Origin of the sequence: Arthrobacter oryzae (assembly GCF_037911235.1) — a bacterium.
GTDB classification, from domain to species: domain Bacteria; phylum Actinomycetota; class Actinomycetes; order Actinomycetales; family Micrococcaceae; genus Arthrobacter; species Arthrobacter oryzae_E.
Window position 1 is genome coordinate 90,850 of sequence record NZ_JBBLYW010000017.1, and the last position, 20,640, is coordinate 111,489.

General features: G+C 66.7%; 20 protein-coding genes. 7 read left to right on the plus strand and 13 right to left on the minus strand.

Going from position 1 to position 20,640, the window contains the following annotated elements; translation table 11 throughout:
* Positions 1 to 158 precede the first annotated feature (158 nt).
* Genes WMN78_RS05385 through WMN78_RS05420 form a run of 8 tightly spaced genes read right to left on the minus strand, consistent with a single transcriptional unit; the run spans position 159 to position 9,553 of the window.
* Entirely contained in the window at positions 159 to 1,430 is a 1,272-nt protein-coding gene (locus WMN78_RS05385; protein WP_340532483.1) for a glycosyltransferase, read from the minus strand.
* A complete protein-coding gene (locus WMN78_RS05390) occupies positions 1,427 to 2,893 on the minus strand; it encodes an oligosaccharide flippase family protein (RefSeq protein ID WP_340532484.1) in 1,467 nt (488 codons plus the stop codon). Before WMN78_RS05390 ends, WMN78_RS05385 begins: the two co-directional genes overlap by 4 nt.
* Positions 2,890 to 4,023 (minus strand): DegT/DnrJ/EryC1/StrS family aminotransferase, encoded by a 1,134-nt coding sequence (locus WMN78_RS05395; RefSeq protein WP_340532485.1) that lies wholly within the window; start codon positions 4,021 to 4,023, stop codon positions 2,890 to 2,892. The genes WMN78_RS05390 and WMN78_RS05395 overlap by 4 nt, the downstream gene beginning before the upstream one ends.
* Positions 4,020 to 4,688: a NeuD/PglB/VioB family sugar acetyltransferase gene (locus tag WMN78_RS05400; RefSeq protein ID WP_340532486.1), complete on the minus strand. Its 669-nt coding sequence runs from the start codon at positions 4,686 to 4,688 to the stop codon at positions 4,020 to 4,022. Before WMN78_RS05400 ends, WMN78_RS05395 begins: the two co-directional genes overlap by 4 nt.
* Positions 4,681 to 5,856 (minus strand): DegT/DnrJ/EryC1/StrS family aminotransferase, encoded by a 1,176-nt coding sequence (locus tag WMN78_RS05405; RefSeq protein WP_340532487.1) that lies wholly within the window; start codon positions 5,854 to 5,856, stop codon positions 4,681 to 4,683. The genes WMN78_RS05400 and WMN78_RS05405 overlap by 8 nt, the downstream gene beginning before the upstream one ends.
* Complete coding sequence (locus tag WMN78_RS05410) at positions 5,853 to 6,848, minus strand: NAD-dependent epimerase/dehydratase family protein (protein WP_340532488.1); 996 nt, start codon at positions 6,846 to 6,848, stop codon at positions 5,853 to 5,855. The genes WMN78_RS05405 and WMN78_RS05410 overlap by 4 nt, the downstream gene beginning before the upstream one ends.
* Complete coding sequence (locus WMN78_RS05415) at positions 6,845 to 7,957, minus strand: Gfo/Idh/MocA family oxidoreductase (RefSeq protein ID WP_340532489.1); 1,113 nt, start codon at positions 7,955 to 7,957, stop codon at positions 6,845 to 6,847. The genes WMN78_RS05410 and WMN78_RS05415 overlap by 4 nt, the downstream gene beginning before the upstream one ends.
* Positions 7,958 to 7,972: 15 nt before the next feature.
* Complete coding sequence (locus WMN78_RS05420) at positions 7,973 to 9,553, minus strand: sugar transferase (protein ID WP_340532490.1); 1,581 nt, start codon at positions 9,551 to 9,553, stop codon at positions 7,973 to 7,975.
* A 426-nt stretch (positions 9,554 to 9,979) separates the two neighbouring features.
* Between WMN78_RS05420 and WMN78_RS05425 the strand changes: the two genes are divergently transcribed.
* From WMN78_RS05425 to WMN78_RS05450, 6 genes are all read left to right on the plus strand, one after another.
* Complete coding sequence (locus WMN78_RS05425) at positions 9,980 to 10,834, plus strand: amino acid-binding protein (RefSeq protein WP_340532491.1); 855 nt, start codon at positions 9,980 to 9,982, stop codon at positions 10,832 to 10,834.
* Positions 10,835 to 11,074: 240 nt separating this feature from the next.
* On the plus strand, positions 11,075 to 12,442 hold the full coding sequence (locus WMN78_RS05430) for an MFS transporter (RefSeq protein ID WP_340532492.1): 1,368 nt from the start codon (positions 11,075 to 11,077) through the stop codon (positions 12,440 to 12,442).
* An 83-nt stretch (positions 12,443 to 12,525) separates the two neighbouring features.
* Positions 12,526 to 13,209, plus strand: coding sequence for a GntR family transcriptional regulator (locus WMN78_RS05435; RefSeq protein WP_340532493.1), 684 nt, complete (start codon positions 12,526 to 12,528; stop codon positions 13,207 to 13,209).
* Positions 13,206 to 13,886: an aspartate/glutamate racemase family protein gene (locus WMN78_RS05440; RefSeq protein ID WP_340532494.1), complete on the plus strand. Its 681-nt coding sequence runs from the start codon at positions 13,206 to 13,208 to the stop codon at positions 13,884 to 13,886. The genes WMN78_RS05435 and WMN78_RS05440 overlap by 4 nt, the downstream gene beginning before the upstream one ends.
* Before the next feature lie 10 nt (positions 13,887 to 13,896).
* Entirely contained in the window at positions 13,897 to 15,330 is a 1,434-nt protein-coding gene (locus WMN78_RS05445) for an amidohydrolase family protein (protein WP_340532495.1), read from the plus strand.
* Positions 15,331 to 15,338: 8 nt separating this feature from the next.
* A complete protein-coding gene (locus tag WMN78_RS05450; RefSeq protein ID WP_340532496.1) occupies positions 15,339 to 16,067 on the plus strand; it encodes a maleate cis-trans isomerase family protein in 729 nt (242 codons plus the stop codon).
* 37 nt (positions 16,068 to 16,104) lie between these two features.
* Here WMN78_RS05450 and WMN78_RS05455 read toward each other — a convergent pair whose 3' ends face one another.
* The gene (locus WMN78_RS05455) at positions 16,105 to 17,025 is read right to left on the minus strand and encodes a diacylglycerol/lipid kinase family protein (protein WP_340532497.1); all 921 of its coding nucleotides are present in this window, start codon (positions 17,023 to 17,025) and stop codon (positions 16,105 to 16,107) included.
* Between the two features lie 109 nt (positions 17,026 to 17,134).
* On the opposite strand from WMN78_RS05455, the gene WMN78_RS05460 reads away from it, so the two are divergent.
* Complete coding sequence (locus tag WMN78_RS05460) at positions 17,135 to 17,599, plus strand: pyridoxamine 5'-phosphate oxidase family protein (RefSeq protein WP_340532498.1); 465 nt, start codon at positions 17,135 to 17,137, stop codon at positions 17,597 to 17,599.
* A 46-nt stretch (positions 17,600 to 17,645) separates the two neighbouring features.
* Here WMN78_RS05460 and WMN78_RS05465 read toward each other — a convergent pair whose 3' ends face one another.
* From WMN78_RS05465 to WMN78_RS05480, 4 genes are all read right to left on the minus strand, one after another.
* The gene (locus WMN78_RS05465; RefSeq protein WP_340532499.1) at positions 17,646 to 18,470 is read right to left on the minus strand and encodes an IclR family transcriptional regulator domain-containing protein; all 825 of its coding nucleotides are present in this window, start codon (positions 18,468 to 18,470) and stop codon (positions 17,646 to 17,648) included.
* Positions 18,471 to 18,626: 156 nt separating this feature from the next.
* Positions 18,627 to 19,322, minus strand: coding sequence for a 3-oxoacid CoA-transferase subunit B (locus WMN78_RS05470; protein WP_340532500.1), 696 nt, complete (start codon positions 19,320 to 19,322; stop codon positions 18,627 to 18,629).
* Between the two features lies 1 nt (position 19,323).
* On the minus strand, positions 19,324 to 19,998 hold the full coding sequence (locus WMN78_RS05475) for a 3-oxoacid CoA-transferase subunit A (protein ID WP_340532501.1): 675 nt from the start codon (positions 19,996 to 19,998) through the stop codon (positions 19,324 to 19,326).
* A 3-nt stretch (positions 19,999 to 20,001) separates the two neighbouring features.
* Positions 20,002 to 20,640, minus strand: a 639-nt coding sequence (locus tag WMN78_RS05480; RefSeq protein WP_340532502.1) for a thiolase family protein, incomplete at its 5' end; no start/stop codon positions are given.

Consider the following 20,640-nt stretch of genomic DNA (forward strand, 5'->3'; position numbering starts at 1 on the left):
AGTCCTTATTCCACTTCGAAGAGGCTTCCGAACAGGGACAGGCGGGTCCACCCACATCACCGGCCGGGTCTTGGCAAGGGCCCTGACCAGGCACTTGTCGGTCCCCGCAACAGCATCCCAGTTGGTGCCGGCCATCCAGACAACGGGGCCCCCGGCGGTCATGTGGCACGTCCCGCGGGAAATGTCTGCAGCGACGGCGCTGCCGCGACCGGGCGGGCGTTGAAATCGTCAGCCGTGCCCCGTCCGGCCAGGCGCGCCTGCAGCCGGCGGGCCTTGTAGCGGAGGAAGAGGCCGGCCGCCTCGACGTCGCCGATGTAGGCAACGCGGCCGCTGGACCGTGTTTCCAGGGCCGCGCTGTAAATGTCCAGCTGGGCCTCTGCAGCATGCCCCAACGAGAAGCGGTGCTCAACAACGCGCCTGCCGAAGGCGCCAAGCTCGGCCCGGAGCCGTTCGGCCGGCAGGATGTCGCAAAGTATCTGGCGGAGGGCGGAAGCACCGCCTGACTGCCCGCCGCCCACGCCGTACCATCCCTGCCACAGAAAGTTCTCGAGCGAGGACGGCGTAAGAAGCTCCCAGAAACCTGCTTCTCCTTGCACTACCAGCGGTTTTCCGAAGGCCAACGCCCGCAGAGCTGATCCGCCCATGCCAAGGCAGACGTCTGCCATATCGTAGGCTGCCCGGGGGTCGGCGAGTTCGCCGGTCAGGACAACCGTCCGCCGTCCGGTACGGATGTTGATCTGGTCCGCCCGCTCCGAAACTTCCGCTCCGGCAGGGCCGTCCCCGGCGATAAGCAGGCAAACCCGCATTGCGGCGGGGAGGGACGCAACGGCATCCATAGCGCTGAGGATGCCCTCCAGCTTGAGCTCCCGGGCCAGCCGGGAAACGACCGCCACTACATAAGCTCCGTCCGCGACACCCCAGATCTTCCTGAGCTCCTCCTGGGCAAGCTCGAGGCCGGGGCGGTTCGCGTCAAGGTCGACGGGGGGCTCCAGCACGGTAACGGCCGAGCGGCCGAGGGCAACTTCCGTTTCGGCGATTTGATGGGTCCCCACTGTCAGGGGAACGTGCTTGGGGATGAACGGGGCGATTGCCATGGACATGACGGTGGAAACCGCAGACACCCCGGGCAGCCGCCGTGCAGCCAGGTAGCACTCCAGCGATGGCGGCCATTCATAGCCGTGCAGAACATCGATTCTCCGGCGTTCGGCCAGCTCGCCCAGCGCCCGGGTAGCTGCCATCGAGGGCCGCCTGCCCATCTTCGGCGCAGCCACAAATTCCAGCCCCAGCCCGCGGATTTTTTCAACAAGCGGGCCCGGACGTCCGAACACGATTGTCTCGTGGCCCATCCTGTGAACAGCTCCGGCAAGCTCGATGGCATTGATCTGGCTTCCGCCGATGCCAAGGTCGTGGGGGTAGACAAGAATCCTCATCGGACCAGCTCCGCGACGTCCGGGCGCGCCTCGCGACGACCCACGTTCCTCAGCAGTTTCACATCGTCCCGACGCCAGTAGAGCAATCCCGCAGCTGTGGAAGCTGCCAGGGCCGCGCCTATGGGGAGTTCCAGCCAAGGCGTGGGGAGCCAGCCGGCCAGGCCAAACGATGACGCACCGACGACGATGGAAGCCAGTGCAGGTACCCACACCACTGAACAAAGGGCCCGCAGGGAAACGCCTGTTCGGGAGACGTGCCACAGGTAGAGAGGCAACAGAACGCAACCTGAGACGAGTGCCTGCGCAAAGGCCAGGCCGGGCAGCCCATTCAGCGCCGCGCCCGCTGCCAGGGCCGGCACCAGCACCAGCAGGCTGCCCGCCTGAATGACGAATACCGTGCCGGACCTGCCCTGGACAACCATGAAGTCGTAGGCCAGGTCCGAGAAGATCCTGCTGACGGCGGCCGCTACCAGCCAAGAAAGTGCGGCAGCCGCGGGCAGCCAGTCCCTACCGTAGACAAGATCAACAAGGGGCACCGCACTGCCTGCCACGAACATCACGGGCGGCAGCGTTGCCGCGGCCAGGACAGCCACCACAGAAACAAACGTCGAATTCAAGGCCCCCTTGTCCTGCTGGAGTGCCGAAAACGCGGCAGGTGCCACCCGGCGGAGGGGCTGGGCCAGGATACTGACGGGCCAGTTAGAGAGGTTGAACGCGAGGACGTAGAAGGCAAGCGCCGCCGGTCCCAGCATGCTCCCGGCAGTCAGCTGGTCGGCGTAGCCAACCGCGAAGAAAATTATGCTGGTCCCGGCCAACGGCAGCCCGAACCTGAGCAGCGGGACGAATTGGCCGCGGTCCAGTCCGAAGCGGTATGGCAGGGGCGAGGCTGCGAGGAACATGGCACCGGAAACCAGGCTTCCGGCCACCCTGCCCACCGCAAGTGCCATGGCGCCCATGCCCGCCAACGCCAGGACAACGGACAGGACCGCACCTGTCCAGACGTTGACCTGGTCGATTCCCAGACGCGTCTTTTCCTTAAAATCGCGCTGCAGCAGGGCCGCGGGAGAGGCCACTACACCGTTGACGAAGACGCTGAGGATGAGGACGCGAACCACGTCCGTGGCCTCCGGATCGCCCATGGCCGCCGTAAACGCGGGTGCCGCGAAGACGGCTCCTGCGCAGAAGATGCCGCTGCCTGCCACGGATATTGTGTTGACGGTGGGCACTATCTTTGCGGGGTCGCCGGGCCACCGGACGATCGCCAGGGAAACGCCAAGTTCATTGAAGCTAAGCACGGCCATTAGTGCCACCAGGGCCACTGCAAAGGTGCCGAAGGACTCCGGTCCCAACACCCGCGCCAGCACGATTCCAATGCCGAGCGTGCCCACCCTGGAGATCAGGGTGTTCAGAAGGCTCCATGCGAACGCGTTTGAGGCCCCGGGTGCACTTTTTGCTTGTCTCATGGCCGCTCCATGGCGGCGAGCAACTGGCTGATGACGTACTCCTGCTGCTGTGCCGTGATGTGCGGGTAAATCGGCAGGGAGAGCATGGTTGCCGCGGCTTCTTCGGTGACGGGAAACGCGCCGCGGGTGAGCCCTAGGTACCGGTAGGCACGGCTGAGGTGCATCGGCACGGGGTAGTGGATGCCGGCACCGATCCCCGCCTCATTCAGCGCGGTGAGCAGGCGGTCCCGGTCCAGGACCCGGATCACGTAAAGGTGCCAAACGTCAACGTTCCCGTCGGCCGTGCGCGGCAGCACAATGCCCGGGATGCCCCTGAGCATCTCCGAATAACGGGCGGCGGCCTCCCGCCGTCGTTCGTTCCAGGCCGTAAGGCGCCGCAGTTTGGAGTTGAGCACCACTGCCTGGATCGTGTCCAGGCGGGAATTCATGCCGATCTCGTCATGCTCGTACTTGACCGAGCTCCCATGGGCGCCCAGAAGGCGGACCCGGGCCGCAATCTCGTCGTCATCTGTCAGGACGGCTCCGGCGTCACCGGCCGCCCCAAGGTTCTTGCCGGGGTAGAAGCTGGTCCCTGCAACGCTTCCCAGAGTGCCGGCAGACCGGCCATGACGGGATGCGCCTTGGGCCTGTGCCGCATCTTCGACAATAGCGGCCCCGCACCTGGCAGCAGCGGCCCTTAGCCTTTCAACAAAAGCAGTCTGCCCGAACAGGTGTACGGCCACGACAGCCTGGGTTGCCTCAGTTACTGCCTCACTGACCCGCGCCGGATCGATAAGCAGGTAGTCCGGGTCCACGTCCACAGGTACCGGGACCGCGCCGATCCGGCTTACGGCCTCGGCTGTGGCAATGAAGGTGTTGGCTGGCAGGATGACCTCGCCTCCGGCCCTGACCCCGACAGCACGGAGCCCCAGCTCCAACGCATCGGTGCCGTTGGCGACGCCGACGCAATGCCGGGCCCTGACAAATCCGGCGTAGGCCTGCTCGAACTCTGCAACTTCCGGGCCGCCGATGAAAGAGGTCCGTGCGAAGACCTGCCTGATGCCGCTCTCCACTTCATCGGCGATTTCGCGCTGTTGCGCACCGAGGTCCACGAGGGGCACGGACAGGGGAAAAGTTGGTGAGATAGTCATCGTCCGCCTCCTGGAGCAGCAGCCGTTTGCATGGTTCGTTCAATGGCCCGCGCGGGAACACCGGCCCAGGTCTCACCTGCCGGAACGTCGGCCAGGACCGCAGCCCCCATCCCCACGGTGGCACCCGTGCCGACTGTGGTCCGTTCGCGCACGCAGGAGTTCATGCCCAAATACGCCCCGCGCCCCACACGGACTCCTCCGCCCAGGGATACGCCGGCGGCAAACGTGGCAAAATCCTCCACCACGTCGTCGTGCGTGAGGGTCACCGCGGGCATGATCACCACATGGTTGCCAATGGTGACGTCGGCTGTCAGGGTGACGTGGCCCAGCAGGATGTTGCCGTGGCCGATCCGGCACCCCTCCGGGAGGCGCGTCGAGGCGTCAACCACTGTGGCATAGCGGCGGTCCGGGAACCCGAGCCCGGCAAGCCTCGCTACGATCCCGGCCCGGGTGCTGCCTGCGCCCACGCAGATCACCGCCTTCGCGTCCGGATAATTGAGTGCGTGGCTGACCGGTCCCAGGATGTGCGATCCGTCCATGGTGGTACCTGCCCTGCCGGCGTCGTCGTCGAGAATCCCCACAACGTCAAACTGGCCGCTGTCGCGGACCGTGGCCAGGACTTCGCGGGCGAGCCCGCTGGCAGCGATGAGAATAAGGTCAGCCACGGGTTCCCTCACCGCCCGCCAGCAGGATGGACCCCAGGACCCGGGACTGCTCGTCCGGCGTCAGTTGGTGGTACACCGGAAGGATCAGGGTGTTGTCCGTAAGCCGTTCGGTGACGGTCAGGTCCGCGTCTCCGGTGTCCCGCCCCGAGTAAGCAGGCTGTCGGTGCGCGGCCATGATCCCCCGGCGGGCCGAGATGCCGTCGAGTGCCAGCCGCTCCAAAAGCTCCTCACGGTTGAGGGGGAACGAGGGCAGGACCTCCACCCAGAAGGACTGGAAATTGCTGGTGCCGTACGCCGGATCACGGACGAACCGCAGGCCCCCGACGCTGTCCAGTCCCGACTGGTAGCCGGCAACGATCTCGCGACGGCGGGCTACGGCCTCCCCCAGCCGCCCCAGCTGCACCAGCCCCACCGCCGCCTGCATGTCGGTCATCCGGAAGTTGAACCCGGCTTCCAGGTACTCTTCCGCCGGGGCCAGGAGCGCGGCGTGGCGGTCATTGGCGGAAACGCTCATGGCGTGTTCCCGCAGCCTTCGCGCACGGCCGGCCCACTCTGCGTTCAGCGTGGTCAGCATCCCGCCCTCGCCGGTGGTTAGGATCTTGCGCGGGTGGAAGGACCACGCGGCCACGTCCGCGCCGGCTCCCACGGGCCGGCCGCGGTACGTGGAGCCCGCCCCGCAGGCTGAATCTTCGACGACGGTGATGCCCAGGGGGTCGCACAGGGTCCGGATGGGATCGAGGTCCACCGGCATTCCGCCCTGATCCACCACGATCACTGCCCGGGTGGCCGGGGTCAGCGCAGCGGCGATGGTCCGGGCGGACACGTTGCCGGTCTCCTCTTCAACATCGCAGAACACCGTCCTCGCACCTACGTAGCCGGCGGCGTTGGCGGTGGCAATAAAGGAGAACGATGGCACCACCACGTCGTCGCCCGGCCCGATGCCCGCCACCTTGAGCGCCAGGTGCAGCGCCGTGGTGCAGTTGGAAACGGCAACGGCGTGCACCGCATCCTGGGCGGCGGCAAAGGCTTCCTCGAACTGCGCCACCCGGGGACCCTGGGCCACCCAGCCGGACGCGATCACCTCCGCGACAGCCTCCGCTTCTTCGATTCCGAGCCACGGCTTCATGACATTGATCCGGCTCACCGCCTGATCCTGGCTGATGGTCACCGCACGCCACCCACCCGGGCGGCGGCAATCTCGCCGCGCAGCGGACGCCACCAGTCAACGAGTTCCCGGAGACCGTCCTCAAGCCCGGTCTCGGCCGCGAAGCCCAGGTCCAGCCGGGCGGCCGAGGTATCCGCGAGGCGGCGGACCACACCGTTGATGGCGCGGTCCGGGCCGTGCTCCACCTGCAGGTCGGAGTCCATGGCCCGCAGCAGTGCCTCGGCGAGTTCAAGGAGGCTGGTTTCTTCCCCGCTGGCCACGTTGTAGACACCCTCGCAGGCGCCGCTGCCCGCCGCCAGGATGTTGGCGCGGGCCACGTCCCGGGTGTGGATGAAATCCATGGTCTGCCGTCCGTCGCCGAAGATCAGCGGCGGCTGACCGTCCGCGATGCGCTCCATCCAGCGGACCAGCACCTCCGTGTAGAGGCCGTGCACGTCCATCCGGGGTCCGTAGACGTTGAAGTAGCGCAGCAGGACATAGTCCAGTCCGGTCATGGCCCGGAAGCTGCGGGCCATTCCCTCGTTGAAGGACTTCGCGGCACCGTAGAACGTGTCGTTGTTGTGGTGGTGGTGACGTTCCGTGGTGGGGAATTCCTCCGCCATCCCGTACACCGAGGCGCTGGAGGCCGCCACCAGCTTGCCCACTCCGTGCTCCGCGGCTGCCTCGAATACATTGAAGGTGCCGTCCACCAGGACTTCCAGGGCGAGCCGCGGCTCCTCCGCGCACTGGGTGATCCTGATGGCGGCCTGATGGAAGACGATGTCCTTGCCGCGGGTAAGGTCGTGGACAAGATCCCGGTCGCGCAGGTCCCCTTCGACCAGTTCAACCCTGCCGGTGGCAACGGCGTCATCGAGGTTGGCGCGGCGGCCGCGGACCAGATTGTCCAGGACGGTTATCCGCTCAACGCCGGCGGTGATGAGGTGGTCAACAATCGTGGATCCGATGGTGCCGGCTCCGCCGGTGACCAGGACCCGGGCGCCTTGCAGCGTGCTCATCGCCGTCCCTCCAACTGGGTTTCATTTCCGGCGACGGCAACCGACTGTCCGTCGCCACTGAGGCTGCGGCTGACCGCCTCCAGCACCGACAGCACCCTTAAGCCGGATGTCCCGCTCGTCCGCGCAGGCCGTTGATGCCAGATGCTGCTGGCGAACTCCGCCACCATCTGGCCGAGGGCCTCGTGTTCCGGCAGTGCGGGGGACCAGGTGTCGCCCAGCCTGTACGAAATGGCGAATGCCTTCTTTTCAGCGGCCGAGCGGTATTTCCGGTCCAGGCTGACGCCGCGGTCGTACACGCTCAGCCGTTGCTGCGGATTCAGGTCATCCCAGACGAGGGTCCGCTGGGAACCGCCCACCACCATCTGGCGTATTTTGGTGGGACTGAGCCAGTTCACGTGCACGTGGGCCATGGCATCATTCGGCAGCGCAAAGGTGAGGTGCCCTACGCAGTCCCGCCCTGTGCCCAGGGGGTCCGCGCCGTGGGCCGCCACTTCAGCAGGACGGAGGCCACCGGGGAGGATGAAATCAATGATCGCCAGGTCATGCGGAGCGAGGTCCCAGAACACGTCCACATCCGGCTGCACCAGCCCCAGGTTGATCCGGACCGAGTCGATGAACAGGATCTCGCCCAGGGATCCGTCCGCAATCAGTTCCCGGATCTTCAGGACGGCGGGGGTGTAGCAGTACGTGTGATCTGCCATCAGGACCAGCCCGCGGCTCTCCGCTTCTGCAACCATCTCCACGCCTTTGGCCCGGCTGTCGGCCAGGGGCTTTTCCACCAGCACATGCTTTCCCGCGCGCAATGCTGTCAGGGCGATGCCGTGGTGGGTGTGCGCCGGAGTGGCAATGGCCACTGCATCGACGTCGACCGTATCCAGCAGCTCATCGATGGATTCGCAGACCGGCACGCCCCCGTGCGATGCCGCGAGCTTCGCCGCGCGGTCCCGGTCCATGTCCACGATCGCGGCCAATTGCCAGTCCGGGCTGGCCTTGAAGTTCCGGGCAAGGTTTGGCCCCCAGTAGCCGGCGCCAATAACGGCCGCCCGCAGCGGCGCCGCTGATGCCATAAGATCAAGGTCCCGGCGGTAGGACTCCTGTGACGATTCCATATCTGTCCCCTCCACTTAATACGCGCCCGCAGGCATGCACATTGCTTTGAAGGTCCGCCACATGATGATGACGTCCCCCATGATCGACCAGTTTTCGACGTAGTAGAGATCGAGGCGGACGGCCTCGTCCCAGGGCAGGTCCGAGCGGCCGTTGACCTGCCAGAGGCCGGTGATGCCCGGTTTGATCAGCATCCTGCGGTGGGTGTGCCGTTCGTAGGCCTCCACTTCGCGCTGCAGCGGAGGGCGCGGTCCCACCAGGCTCATTTCACCGGTGAGGACATTCCAGAACTGCGGCAGTTCGTCAAGGGAGTAGCGGCGCATCCAGCGTCCGCAGCTGGTCACGCGCGGGTCGTCCTGCATTTTGAACAGCACGCCGGCACCCTGGTTGCTTGCCATGAGGGCACCGAGCGATGCTTCGGCGTCCGTGACCATGGACCGGAACTTGATCATCCTGAAGGGCTGGCCGGCCTTGCCGACGCGCTCCTGCTTGAAGAACACCGGTCCCGGACCGTTCCGCTTCACGACGACGGCGAGCGCCAGGAACAGCGGCGACAGCAGGACCAGGGCCACGGAGGCGCCCGCCATGTCCAGGAGCCGCTTGAGCACATGTTTTCCGCCGCTGTACTGCGGGACGTCCACATGCATCAGCGGCAGCCCCTCCACGGGCCGCCAGTGAATCCGTGGTCCGGCAACGTTGGTCAGAGTGGATGCCAGAACGAGTTCTGCGCGGTGCTCTTCCAGCCGCCATCCCAGCTCCCGGATGTACTGGTTGCCTCCGGGCACCGGTCCCGCCACGATGACTGCCTCGGCACCGTACTTTCCCACGGTCCGGACAACGTCGTCGGTGGAGGACAGCACCGGAACCCGGCGACCGTCGACGTCGAGCATCATGCCCCTGCGGGCACCCGGCAGGGACACCCCCAGGATCTCGTAGGCCGCGCCGGTCTTCTTGGCGATCCGGCCGAGCACGTAGCGGACATCCTCCGGCTGGCCAATGACTATGGCCTTCACCAGGAACTGGCCGTCGGCCTGCTTCCGGTTGTACCACCGGCGTGCGAGCCACCGGTTACCCACCAGCACCAAAAGCCCCAAGGGGAATGAGGCCACATAGAATGCCCACGCCGGTTCCAGCCGGAATACCACCAGGAACACCGCCAGCAGGCCAAAAACCCGGGTAGTGGCAACAGCCACACGCTTGTATTCGCTGGAACCGACGCCCAGGACCTTCGGGTCCCGCGTCCGGTAGAAGTGAAGGGCGCCGATCCATGACACCGCGAGGCCGGCAGCCAGGACGGCGCCCAGGGCGTTGTCGCGGCTTTCCGCAAAGGAGTGCCCGCCGTCGAACCGGATCACGTACCCGATAAGCACCGAAAGAAGTACCAGCAGGGAGTCGGTCAGGTGGAGGACCCGGGCCAGGTAGCGGGCCCATTCGCGGCCGGAGGGCCTGCGTGCGGCCGGCTGCCCTTCCGGGCCTCCGGGGGAACTCCCGACGGCGGATCCCCCGGCAGCGCGCACCGGGCTGGCGACGGTCCCGGAACCTCCTCCGGACCCGAGCAACTTCATGACGAACGGGCTGGTTTTCCCCAGTTGGCTCATTCCGGCCCCCGCACACTCACGGAGGATGAACGCGATATGCCGGCAGGCGACGTCGCCATTGACTATCCCCCCGACCCTTGGTAGGCGGCACCTGTTGGTGCCTCCCCCTATACAAGCCGTGGGCCTGCCAGCGCGTCACGAGGGCCACCTACCCGGCTTTGTCTTCAGGGTGTTGGGGCGACGGACGGGGAGTACCCGGAAGGGTAGCGGAGCCCTAGGTGGTCACACCGTAAACTACGTGCACGCCTGCTAACTCTGGACACCCGGGTCTACGTGGAGACGTCCGCGACCAAGGCTGTTGCGGGGCACTACTGGCTTGCGCTTCCAGACGGAGCAAGTACTCCGAAATCCCCGCCGTTGCAGGGATGTTGGCGTTCGTGACGCGGCCGCAACGCCCCTGAAACAGCGCCCGGACATGATGTGAGTATGAAGCGCAAGGCACAGTCCCCCGAACCGGCCGAGTTGAGCTGCGAAGTTTGCGGCCAGATGCCGGAGCCCACCAAAACGCGGCTGACGTTGGCGAACATCGCCGTCATGCTGCCCATTGAGCTCCTGGTGCACGCCGCCGTGGTGGAGACGCACCTCCCCTACGTGGCCAAAGTTCTGGTTCTCACCTTGACCGCCACAGTGCTGGTGATCTGGGTGGCCGAACCTTCTGCTGCGCGGATGCTGAGGACCTGGCTGCACGCCCCGGCCCTGCGTCACCGCAAACGGCTGACCACTGCCCCGGCCCTGTGGCGCGCGCGCACAGTGGTGCACGACCAGCCAGGGTCGCTCCAGAAAATCACGCAGGCGCTTGCCCGGCTGGACACCAACATCCTCAGCATCCACCTTCATCCGGTGGCGGGCGGCGTGCTCGACGAGTTCGTCCTGTCAGCTCCCGGAAACCTCGGCGAACGTGAACTGACGGATGCCCTGCGCGACGGCGGCGGGAGGCACCCCCATGTCTGGCCCACCACGGCCCTGGCAATGGCGGACGGGCAGACTAAGGCGCTCAGCCTTGCAGCACGGATTGCGGGCAACCCTGATGAGCTCCCGCTGGCCGTTGCGGAGCTGTTGTCGGCAAGGATTGTCCCCGAGGCCGTTGAGGGCCGCCAGGAAGCTCCCGCCTCGGCCGACGCCGGAACGGTGCTCAAGATCCCGACCGCGTGGCACGGCCCCATCACCTTCTACCGGCCGGGCGAACCGTTCACGCCCGCGGAATCGGCGCGGGCACACCGGCTGGCGGAACTCGCGGAGATCCTGGCTCACACACCAGAGCCCGGCAGTCACAATCGGTAAATAGGCGTCCGGGCGGGCGCCGCCCGGAAAATCCTTGACAGTGGCGGGGTCACTCCTATCTTTGATTTTGGGATCCCAAAACGGGATCCCAAAAGTGATCATCCTCCTGGATGCTGGCGCCACCATTGGCGTATCCCAGAGCCAGCCCGGGAGAGCAAGGCCTCCGCCTGACCAGGCCGCGGCCGGCCCCAGCCCCAGAGTCTTATCCCTGCCCGCAATCTTCCCCGTGAAGGAGAAGCTGTGTCTCTTCCAAGCACCGAAACATCATCCACCGGACCCGCCAAAACCGAATCAACAGATCTTCAGTCCCCCAAAGACCAAAAGGACGGCGTGCAACGGCGCACCAACGTCCGCTGGAAGCTGTTCCTCCTGCTTCTTGTCCTGGTGGCCGTCAACTACATTGACCGGGGCTCCATCTCGGTGGCGCTCCCCATTATCCAAAAAGAATTCAACCTGGCGCCGGAGCTCGTGGGCCTCCTGCTCTCCGCCTTCTTCTGGACCTACGCTCTGATGCAGATCCCCGTCGGCTGGCTGATCGACAAGTACGGCCCGCGCAAGGTCATGACCGCCTCCTGCGTCGGCTGGGGAGCGGCAACTGCCGCCTCCGGACTGGCCGGCGGCTTCCTGAGCATGTTCATCGCCCGCCTCGGCATCGGCGTCACCGAAGCCGGCGTCATGCCCGCCGGCGGCAAACTCAACGCCATCTGGATGCACAAATCGGAACGCGGCCGCGGCGCCACCATCCTTGACGCCGGCGCCCCCTTGGGTGCCGGGCTCGGCGGTATCCTCATCGCCGCCTTGATCGCCTCCACCGGCAGCTGGCGCACGGCGTTCATCATCGCCGGTGCCGCCACCGTGCTCATGGGCCTCGCAGTCTGGTGGTACGTGCGGGACAACCCGCGCCAGCACCGCGGCGTCAACGCTGCCGAGGTCGACTACATTGAAGCCTCCCACGCAGCTGAGGACGCGGAGGCCGAACTGGACGGCAGCAAAGGCAAGCGAGCCCTGCTCCCGTACCTGAAGTTCCGTTCCTTCTGGGCCATGTGCTTCGGCTGGCTGGGCTTCAACGGCGTGTTCTACGGCCTGCTCACCTGGGGCCCGCTCTACCTCGCCCAGGCCAAGGGCTTCGACCTGAAAACCATCGGCTGGTCCACCTTCGTGATCTTCGGCGCCGGCTTCGTCGGTGAGATCCTGGGCGGCACCATCGCCGACAAATGGCGGGCAGCCGGCGCCTCGGCCAACCGCGTCATGCGCACACTGCTGGGAATTTCCAGCGTCGTGGTGGTGGGCGGCCTCGTCGGGGTGACCGTCGTGGCAGACCCGACCACCGCCGTCGTACTTCTATCCGTGGTGATGTTCTTCCTCCGCTGGGTGGGCCTCTTCTGGAGCATTCCCTCCATCCTGGGCGGCCGGACCAACGCCGGCGTCCTCGGCGGGGCGATGAACTTCAGCGGCAACATCTCCGGCTTCGTCACCCCCATCGCCGTCGGCCTGATCGTGGGCGCCACCGGCTCCTACACCTGGGCACTGCTGTACTTCGTGGGATCCGCGATCATCATGGGCGTGTCCGTCCTGCTGCTGGATTACAACAAGCGCCTGCCCGTCTAGCCCGGCGGCCCTAAGCTAGGCACCGCAGCACCTCCTCCCGGCGCCGGGAGCGCACCACCCCTCAAGAACCCGAATGGAGCACCATGCTTGCCGCAGAAGAAACCCAGGACAAGGAACGCCCCCTCCGCGAGACTGTCCGGGACACACTCCGCACCAGGATCTTTGAAGGGCACTACGCTCCCGGCACCCGGCTGGTGGAAAGAGACCTGGCAGCAGAATTCAATGTCTCCCGGCTTCCCGTCCGGGAGGCGCTCAGGATGCTGCGCCAGGAAGGACTCCTGAGCGACCGGGGCGCCCGCGGCGCGGAAGTCAGCACGCTCAGCCCCAAGGACGTGGAGGATCTCTTCGATGTCCGCCAGTCACTGGAGGTGCTGGCCTGCCGGCTCGCCGCCGTCCGGGCAACCGAGGAGGACCTCGGCTACCTTGACGGGCTGCTGGACGACGCGGAACGCTGCCTCGCGAAGGGCGCCGTCATGGAGGCCCACCGGGCCAACAGCGAATTCCACGACGCGATCACCCGGATCGCGGACAACGGCTTCCTGCGGTCCGCACTGGAGCCGCTGCAGGGCCGCATGCACTGGCTGTTCCGCCACGTGAGCGACCTGCCCGAACTGATCCAGGAGCACCGCGAACTCTATGCGGCCATCGCCAGCGGTGATCCGGACCGCGCCGCGGCCCAGTCGGCGTCGCACATCGGCAAGTACCGCAAACAGTTCCCGGACGACTTCCAGAAAACAGAACCCTCCCTTCACCGGAAGAAAAAATGAAACTCCTCGTCATCAACCCCAATATCAGCGACGACGTCACGGCGCTGATTGAATCGGAAGCCCTGCGCTCCGCTTCGCCGGGCACCGAACTGGTGGTCCGCACCGCCGGGCACGGCGTCGAATACATCGAAACCCGCTTTGAGTCCCTGATCGCCGCCGGAGCGGTGGCGGAGGTCATCGCTGAATACACCGCGGAAACGTCCGACGGCGGCGTTGCCGGACGCATCGACGGCGTCGTTGTGGCGGCCTTCGGGGATCCGGGCATGCCGGCCCTGAAGGAACTCACGGACGTTCCCGTCATCGGCATCACCGAGGCCGCGCTGTGCGCTGCCGCCCTGCAGGGGCACCGCTTCTCCATCATCGCCATCTCCGACCGGATCCGGCCCTGGTACCTGGACTGCGTGGAGCGCTTCGGCCTCGGCGGCCGGCTGGCCTCCATCCGCTCCATCAATGAGTCGCTCAACGGGATCGGTTCCGTGCAGCAGGACTTCAAGGAGACGCTGCTGGCGCTCAGCCGGCAGGCCGTCGTCGGGCTTCAATCCGGACCGCACCGCGCCGGCGCCTTTGCGCCGCCGCCGTCAAAGGCCCGCAAGGGACTCTCCGAAAACCTCGACGCCGCCCTGGCCGCCGCACAGACAGCACACACCGCTTCAACGAGCGCCGCTTCAACGAACTAGGAGGACAACGATGTCCCGCATTCCCGATCTCGTCATCGCCCACGGCACCGTGGTCAACAGCTCCGGCCGCCGGAACGCCCACGTGGTGGTCCGCGACGGCCGCATCGAACAGCTCATCGACGCTGCCGAACCGGTCCCCGCCGCTGCCCGCACCATCGACGCCGCCGGCCGGCTGGTAATTCCCGGCGGCGTGGACGGCCACTGCCACGTGGCCCAGGTGACCGGACGCTTCCGCACCCTGGACGATTACCGCACCACCTCCACCGCCGCGCTCTGGGGCGGCACCACCACCATCATCGACTTCGGAATTCCCCGCGACGCGCAGGAAACCCCGCTGGCGGCCGTCCTGCACAAGAAGGAGCTGGCGCTGGAGTCCCGCTGCGACGTCGCCCTCCATGGCTCCGTGGTCAGCTGGGACGAGACCGTGCCCTGGCAGCTGGAGCAGCTCGCCGCCGAAGGTGTGCGCTCCGTGAAGATGTACACCACCAACCGCGGCACCACCATGGCGGACGGCGACACCATCCTGAAAGTGATGCGCGAGATGGTCCGGCTGGACGGCCTGACCTACATCCACGCCGAACATGACCCCATCATCACCGACTGCACTCAGCAGCACGCCGACGACGGCAGGATCGGCATAGAACACCTGCACCGGACCCGCCCCGAACTGGCCGAGGAAATCTCGGTCAAGGAAACCCTGGCCATGGCCGAATACACCAAGGCACCGGTGTACTTCGTGCACCAGTCCACGCCCGGTGCCGTCGACCTGGTCACCGAAGCCCGGGCCCGCGGCCAGGAAGCCTACTCCGAGACCTGCCCGCACTACCTCACGCTCGATGACACGGTGTACGGCTCCGTTTTCCCCGAGTGGTACGCCTGCTGCCCGCCCATGCGCAGCCCCGAAACCGTCGCTGCGCTGAAGGAACGGCTGGCCGACGGTGCCATCCACACTGTTTCCTCGGACCACTCCTGCTACGACCTGTCACAGAAGCGCGAGCGCACGGACGACATCCGCGCCATGCCGCACGGCCTGCCCGGCGTGGAAACCCGGATGCCGGTCACCTTTACGGCCATGGCGTCCGCCGGCAGTTCGGTGGAGGACTTCGTGGAGGTCTTCGCCGCCGGGCCGGCCCGCATCAACGCGGTTCCCGGCAAGGGGGCCGTTGCCGAAGGCTTCGACGCCGACCTGGTGGTCTTCGACCCCGCCGAGGAACGGGTGGTGGACGGCGGCTCACTGCACATGGGCACTGACTTCTCGCCCTTCGACGGCCGGGCACTCACCGGCTGGCCCGCCGTCGTGGTTTCCGCCGGGCGGGTGGTGCTCGACGGCGGCGGCTTCCACGATCCCGGCGCCGTGGGACGCTTCGTGGCCCGGAACGGCTTCCGCGAACATCTTTCGTCCGCCACGGCTTCCGCCGCAGCCACCCTCTCCGCAGCAAAGTAGGAGCAGCCATGCCTTCCGCAGTACGCAAAACCCGCATCGGCATGATCGTGCCGTCCTCCAACACCTGCCTGGAGCCGCAGAGCTACCGTATCCTGGGCGACCGGGACGACGTCACCATCCACTTCACCCGGATCCCGGTCACACGGATCGCCCTGGACGATTCCTCGGACAGGCAGTTCGACCCCGCTGTCATGAGGGCCGCCGCCGAGCTCCTGGCGACGGCGGACGTGGACGTCATTGCGTGGAACGGGACGTCGGGCTCCTGGCTCGGCGCCCACCACGACCGCGAACTGGTCGGCGAGATCGTTGACGCGACGGGCATCCCGGCCACCACGTCCACGCTCGCCTATCTGGCGGCTTTCGAGTCCTTCGGCATGGAACGGATCGGGCTGTTCACGCCCTACACGGCGGACGTCAACCACGCAATCATGGCCTCCTACGAGCGGGACGGCATCAAGACCATCGGCCACCGGGCCCTGGGGCTGAGCGACAACGAGTCGTTCGCGCGGGTCACGGACGACGAAATGCGGCCGGGGTCGCTGGAGCTCGCGGCAGCCCGCCCGGATGCACTGATCTACCTGTGCACCAACCTGTACGGCGCCAGCATCGCAGCGGAAGTGGAGGAGGAAACCGGCGTACCGGTGCTGGACTCCGTGGCCGTGACGCTGTGGCACTGCCTCAAACTTGCCGGGTCTCCATTGCTTGCGCCGAGGTGGGGCAGGCTGCTGGCCGGGTAGGCCGCCCAGCCTCCGGCGGGACCGTCAGGCGGCACCGTCAGGCGGCCGGCGCGTTCATCCTGACGGTGAGCGCGCCGGGGCGCATGGTCATCCTGACATGCCTGCTGTCGCCTTCGTGATCGCCGTCGAGCTGGTAGTCATCCGCGTGCTCAAGGGTGATCTCCACCTCTTTGCCCTGGAAGTACTCCACCGACGTGTCCTTGCCTTTTCCCTTGCCGATCATGCCCGCAACAACCGAGAACCAGCCGAGCTTGCCCCGGGGTGCCAGCACCACCACGTCCAGGAGGCCGTCATCCACCTTCGCGTCGGGGAAGATCTCCAGGCCGCCCTGGACCTTCCCGCAGTTCCCCACCATGACGCTGCGGACCCGGCGGTGGATCACTGACTTGCCGTCGATGACGATCCTCGCCTTCACCGGCTTGCCCGGCAGGTTCCTGATGCCCGCATCGACGTAGGCCAGCCAGCCCACCTTGTCCTTCAGGTCCTCGTTGGTGTCCGCCATGATGGTGGCGTCGTAACCCACACCGGCCATCACCAGGAAGTGCTGCTCCTTGTCGGGATCGCTCCGGACCGCACGGACGACGTCGATCTTGCGCTCCTCGCCCGTCAGGGCCCCCGCCATGGCGCCTTCAATATCGGTGACATCCATGCCGAGGTTGCGGGCCAGGAGGTTTCCCGTGCCCAGCGGCAGGAGCCCCATGGGCGTGGAGGTGCCGGAAAGGACCTCAGCTACGCACCGTACGGTGCCGTCGCCGCCGGCGGCAATAACGATGTCGGCCCCGCGGCTCAGTGCTTCCTTCGCCTGTCCGACGCCGGGGTCTTCCTTGGTGGTTTCGATCCACATCGGCTCATCCCAGCCCGCATCTGCACAGTGCTTGGCCATCAGGCCGCGAACGTCGAAGTCCACTGGCTTGGCAGGATTGATGATGACGGCGGCGCGCTTGGTGTTCTGGGTCATGGCATCCTTCACGGGCAAGTGGTCGGGGGTTCCCCCAAAGTGAAGCGTAACTGAAATCAGGGTCTTACTGCCTTGCCGCAACGCGGACGGGACGCCTAGGCTCAGCACCATGAACACCTCTGGGCCGGGGCCGGAAACATCAGAACTCACCGTCCGTGAATGCTGGCAGCACCTTCGCTCCGCCTCGGTGGGACGGCTGGCGCTCATCAGCCATGGCAAGCCGGAAATCTTTCCGGTGAACTACCTGCCGGATGAAGGAACGGTGATCTTCCGGACCGGACCGGGAACCAAACTGGACGCGGTGCTCTCCGGGGAGCCGGTGGTTCTTGAAGCCGACGGGCTGAACGTCTACGGAACCATCGCGTGGAGTGTGGTGGTCAAGGGGACGGCTGAGGCGGTGCAGCCCGGCGAGGACGCCCCTGCCGAGACGCCCTCGCCCTGGCAGGAGGGGGCCAAGGACATCCTGGTCCGGATCACTCCCACGGAAGTGAGCGGGCGCCGGTTTGTCATCGGTCCGCCCACCAAATGGTGGCCGCCCGTGGAACCGATCACTCTTCACGGGAAGCAGGACTGAGCCGGGCGCTCAGTCCTTGGCTGTGGCGCTGTGCTTTGCCGGGCGCTCAGTGCTTGGCTGAGAGGTCGGCGGAAATCAGCCGGGCCGTCTCCACTGTTTCCTTCCGGACCATTTCAAGGTAGGCCTTGGGGTCCGGCTTAGTGGCCACAGCCTGGGCCTGCAACGACACGTTGATGGCCGCCACCACCTTCGCAGGGCCGTGGTACACCGGCGCCGCGATGGACATCAGGCCAAGTTCAAGCTCCTGGTCCAGCAGGCACCACCCCTGCGCACGGACCACGTCCAGAGCGGCAACCAGGTCTTTCTGCGTACTTAGGGCCCGGGGGGTGAGCGGCTTGATCTCAGCCTCGGCGAGGTACTGCTGCAGCGCGGCCGGCGGAAGCGCAGCGAGCAGCACGCGGCCCATGGAGGTGGCGTAGGCCGGGAACCGCGTCCCCACCGTGATGCCGATGTTCATGATCCGGCGGGTGGTGACGCGCGCGATGTAGGCAATATCCTTCCCGTCCAGGACAGCGGCCGACGTCGATTCGCCCAGCCGCAGCGACAGCTCCTCAAGGTGCGGCTGCGCGAGCTGGGGCAGGGACAGGCCGGAAAGGTACGCGTAGCCGAGTTGCAGCACCTGGGCTGTGAGGGCGAAGGTTTTCCCGTCAGTGCGGACATAGCCCAGCTCCACGAGGGTGTGCAGGAAGCGGCGGGCGGTGGCGCGGGTGAGGTCGGTGCGTGCAGCCACCTCGGTGAGGGTCATCACCGGATGGTCGGTATCGAATGCCCGGATCACGGCCAGCCCCCGGGCCAGGGACTGCACGTACTGGTCACTGGCTTGGGGCGCAGAGGAGGGCGTGGGCGCGGTCTCTGCTGCTGCGTCGGTCATGGTTACTAATCCTATTAGCCCACCCGGCGCGAACGGACACTTCCGGCCCTGCGGGTGAGCGCGAACGGACACTTCCGGCCCCGCGTGTGAGCGCGAACGGACACTTCCGGCCCTCGGCGTGGGGCTCAAGTGTCCGTTCGCGCTGTGGGCTGGCGGTTAGCGTTCGACGGCGGGGGCTGCTGTGAGGGGGACCGGCACCAGGGCCTGGAGTTCCTCGAGGGTGCAGCCGAAGGTCTCGCGCACCTGGACGCCGTCGGGGCCCGTGAGGAACACCGCCTTGTCCGTGTACACGCGGGTCACGCAGCCGACGCCGGTGAGCGGGTAGGTGCAGGCCTCCACGATCTTGGACGCACCGTCGCGGGTCAGGAGCGTCATCATCACGAAGACGTCCTTCGCCCCGGTGGCCAAGTCCATCGCGCCACCCACGGCAGGGATGGCGTCCGGCGCCCCGGTGTGCCAGTTGGCCAGGTCACCGGTGGCCGAGACCTGGAACGCGCCGAGCACGCAGATGTCCAGGTGCCCGCCGCGCATGATCGCGAACGAGTCGGCGTGGTGGAAGTACGACGCCCCCGGCAGTTCGGTCACGGGGATCTTGCCGGCGTTGATGAGGTCCTCATCGATCTCGTCGCCCTTGGCTTCCGGGCCCATGCCCAGCATCCCGTTCTCGGTGTGGAGCGTGATGTTCTGCTCCGGCTCGAGGTAGTTGGACACCAGGGTGGGCTGGCCGATGCCAAGGTTCACGAACGAACCGGGCTTGATGTCCTTCGCCACGAGCCGGGCCAGGTCGTCGCGGCCCAGGGGCGTCTCGCTGGTCTGGATCGAGCCGGTCTCGCTGCTTGTCTGTGCGCTCATGTCAGGCCACCTTCACTGAGTTGACGCGAACAATGCTGTTCACGTAGATGCCGGGGGTCACGACGTTCTCGGGGTCGAGTTCGCCGGTGGGGACAATCTCGGAGACCTGGACGATGGTGTGCTTCGCCGCGGCCGCCATGATGGGGCCGAAGTTCCGGGCGGTCTTGCGGTACACCAGGTTGCCTACGCCGTCCGCCTTGAGTGCCTTGATGAGCGCGACGTCGGCGTGGATGGGGGTTTCGAACACCTGGCCGCGGCCGTCCAGGATGCGGGTTTCCTTGCCCTCGGCCAGCATGGTGCCGTAGCCGGTGGGGGTGAAGAAGCCGCCGATGCCCGCGCCTGCGGCACGGATCCGCTCGGCCAGGTTGCCCTGCGGGACGAGTTCCAGTTCAATCTCTCCGGCCTTGTATTTGGCGTCGAAGTGCCAGGAGTCGGACTGCCGCGGGAAGGAGCAGATCATCTTCTTCACCCGGCCTTCCTTGATCAGCAGCGCCAGGCCCTGGTCGCCCTGGCCGGCGTTGTTGTTCACCACGGTGAGCTCGCGGGCGCCGCAGTCCAGCAGCGCGTCGATCAGTTCGAACGGCTGGCCGGCGTTGCCGAAGCCCCCGATCATCACGGTGGAACCGTCCTTGATGCCGGCGACGGCCTCGCCGACGGTGTCAATGAAATTCAGCATTGCTTACGCCTTTCCTGTGCTGGTTCCGGCAACGGTCATGTTTTCGAGGACGACGGCGAGGCCCTGGCCGACGCCGATGCAGATCGCGGCGACGCCCCAGCGTTCACCGGAGGCCTGCAGGGAGCGGGCCAGCGTGCCCAGGATCCGGCCGCCGGAGGCACCGAGCGGGTGGCCCATCGCGATCGCGCCGCCGTGCCGGTTCACGATCGAGGGGTCGATCCCCCAGGCGTTGATGCAGGCCAGGGACTGCGCGGCGAACGCTTCGTTAAGTTCGACGGCGCCCACCTGCTCCCAGCTGATGCCCGCCTTCGCGAGGGCCTTGTTCGCAGCCTCCACCGGGGCGTACCCGAAGTACTGCGGATCGTTCGCGTGCGCACCGCGTCCGGCGATCCGGGCCAGCGGTTCCATCCCGAGGATCCCGGCGGCGTTCCCGGACCCGATCCAGGCCGCGGACGCCCCGTCGGAGAGCGGGGACGCGTTCCCGGCCGTAACCGTGCCGTTCTCGGTCCGGAACACCGTCTTCAACCCCGCGAGCTTCTCCGCCGAGGACCCGGCCCGGATACCTTCGTCGCGGACCAGGTCCGTGCCCGGCACCGGAGCCACCAGGTTGTCATAGAACCCCTCGTCCCACGCCGCGGCGGA

What these genes read in the sequence shown, in the direction of transcription:
- WMN78_RS05385 (WP_340532483.1), bottom strand. Translation starts at nt 1,430, where the DNA reads ATGAGGATTCTTGTCTACCCCCACGACCTTGGCATCGGCGGAAGCCAG.
- WMN78_RS05390 (WP_340532484.1), bottom strand. Translation starts at nt 2,893, where the DNA reads ATGAGACAAGCAAAAAGTGCACCCGGGGCCTCAAACGCGTTCGCATGG.
- WMN78_RS05395 (WP_340532485.1), bottom strand. Translation starts at nt 4,023, where the DNA reads ATGACTATCTCACCAACTTTTCCCCTGTCCGTGCCCCTCGTGGACCTC.
- WMN78_RS05410 (WP_340532488.1), bottom strand. Translation starts at nt 6,848, where the DNA reads ATGAGCACGCTGCAAGGCGCCCGGGTCCTGGTCACCGGCGGAGCCGGC.
- WMN78_RS05415 (WP_340532489.1), bottom strand. Translation starts at nt 7,957, where the DNA reads ATGGAATCGTCACAGGAGTCCTACCGCCGGGACCTTGATCTTATGGCA.
- WMN78_RS05420 (WP_340532490.1), bottom strand. Translation starts at nt 9,553, where the DNA reads ATGAGCCAACTGGGGAAAACCAGCCCGTTCGTCATGAAGTTGCTCGGG.
- WMN78_RS05425 (WP_340532491.1), top strand. Translation starts at nt 9,980, where the DNA reads ATGAAGCGCAAGGCACAGTCCCCCGAACCGGCCGAGTTGAGCTGCGAA.
- WMN78_RS05435 (WP_340532493.1), top strand. Translation starts at nt 12,526, where the DNA reads ATGCTTGCCGCAGAAGAAACCCAGGACAAGGAACGCCCCCTCCGCGAG.
- WMN78_RS05440 (WP_340532494.1), top strand. Translation starts at nt 13,206, where the DNA reads ATGAAACTCCTCGTCATCAACCCCAATATCAGCGACGACGTCACGGCG.
- WMN78_RS05445 (WP_340532495.1), top strand. Translation starts at nt 13,897, where the DNA reads ATGTCCCGCATTCCCGATCTCGTCATCGCCCACGGCACCGTGGTCAAC.
- WMN78_RS05450 (WP_340532496.1), top strand. Translation starts at nt 15,339, where the DNA reads ATGCCTTCCGCAGTACGCAAAACCCGCATCGGCATGATCGTGCCGTCC.
- WMN78_RS05455 (WP_340532497.1), bottom strand. Translation starts at nt 17,025, where the DNA reads ATGACCCAGAACACCAAGCGCGCCGCCGTCATCATCAATCCTGCCAAG.
- WMN78_RS05460 (WP_340532498.1), top strand. Translation starts at nt 17,135, where the DNA reads ATGAACACCTCTGGGCCGGGGCCGGAAACATCAGAACTCACCGTCCGT.
- WMN78_RS05465 (WP_340532499.1), bottom strand. Translation starts at nt 18,470, where the DNA reads ATGACCGACGCAGCAGCAGAGACCGCGCCCACGCCCTCCTCTGCGCCC.
- WMN78_RS05470 (WP_340532500.1), bottom strand. Translation starts at nt 19,322, where the DNA reads ATGAGCGCACAGACAAGCAGCGAGACCGGCTCGATCCAGACCAGCGAG.
- WMN78_RS05475 (WP_340532501.1), bottom strand. Translation starts at nt 19,998, where the DNA reads ATGCTGAATTTCATTGACACCGTCGGCGAGGCCGTCGCCGGCATCAAG.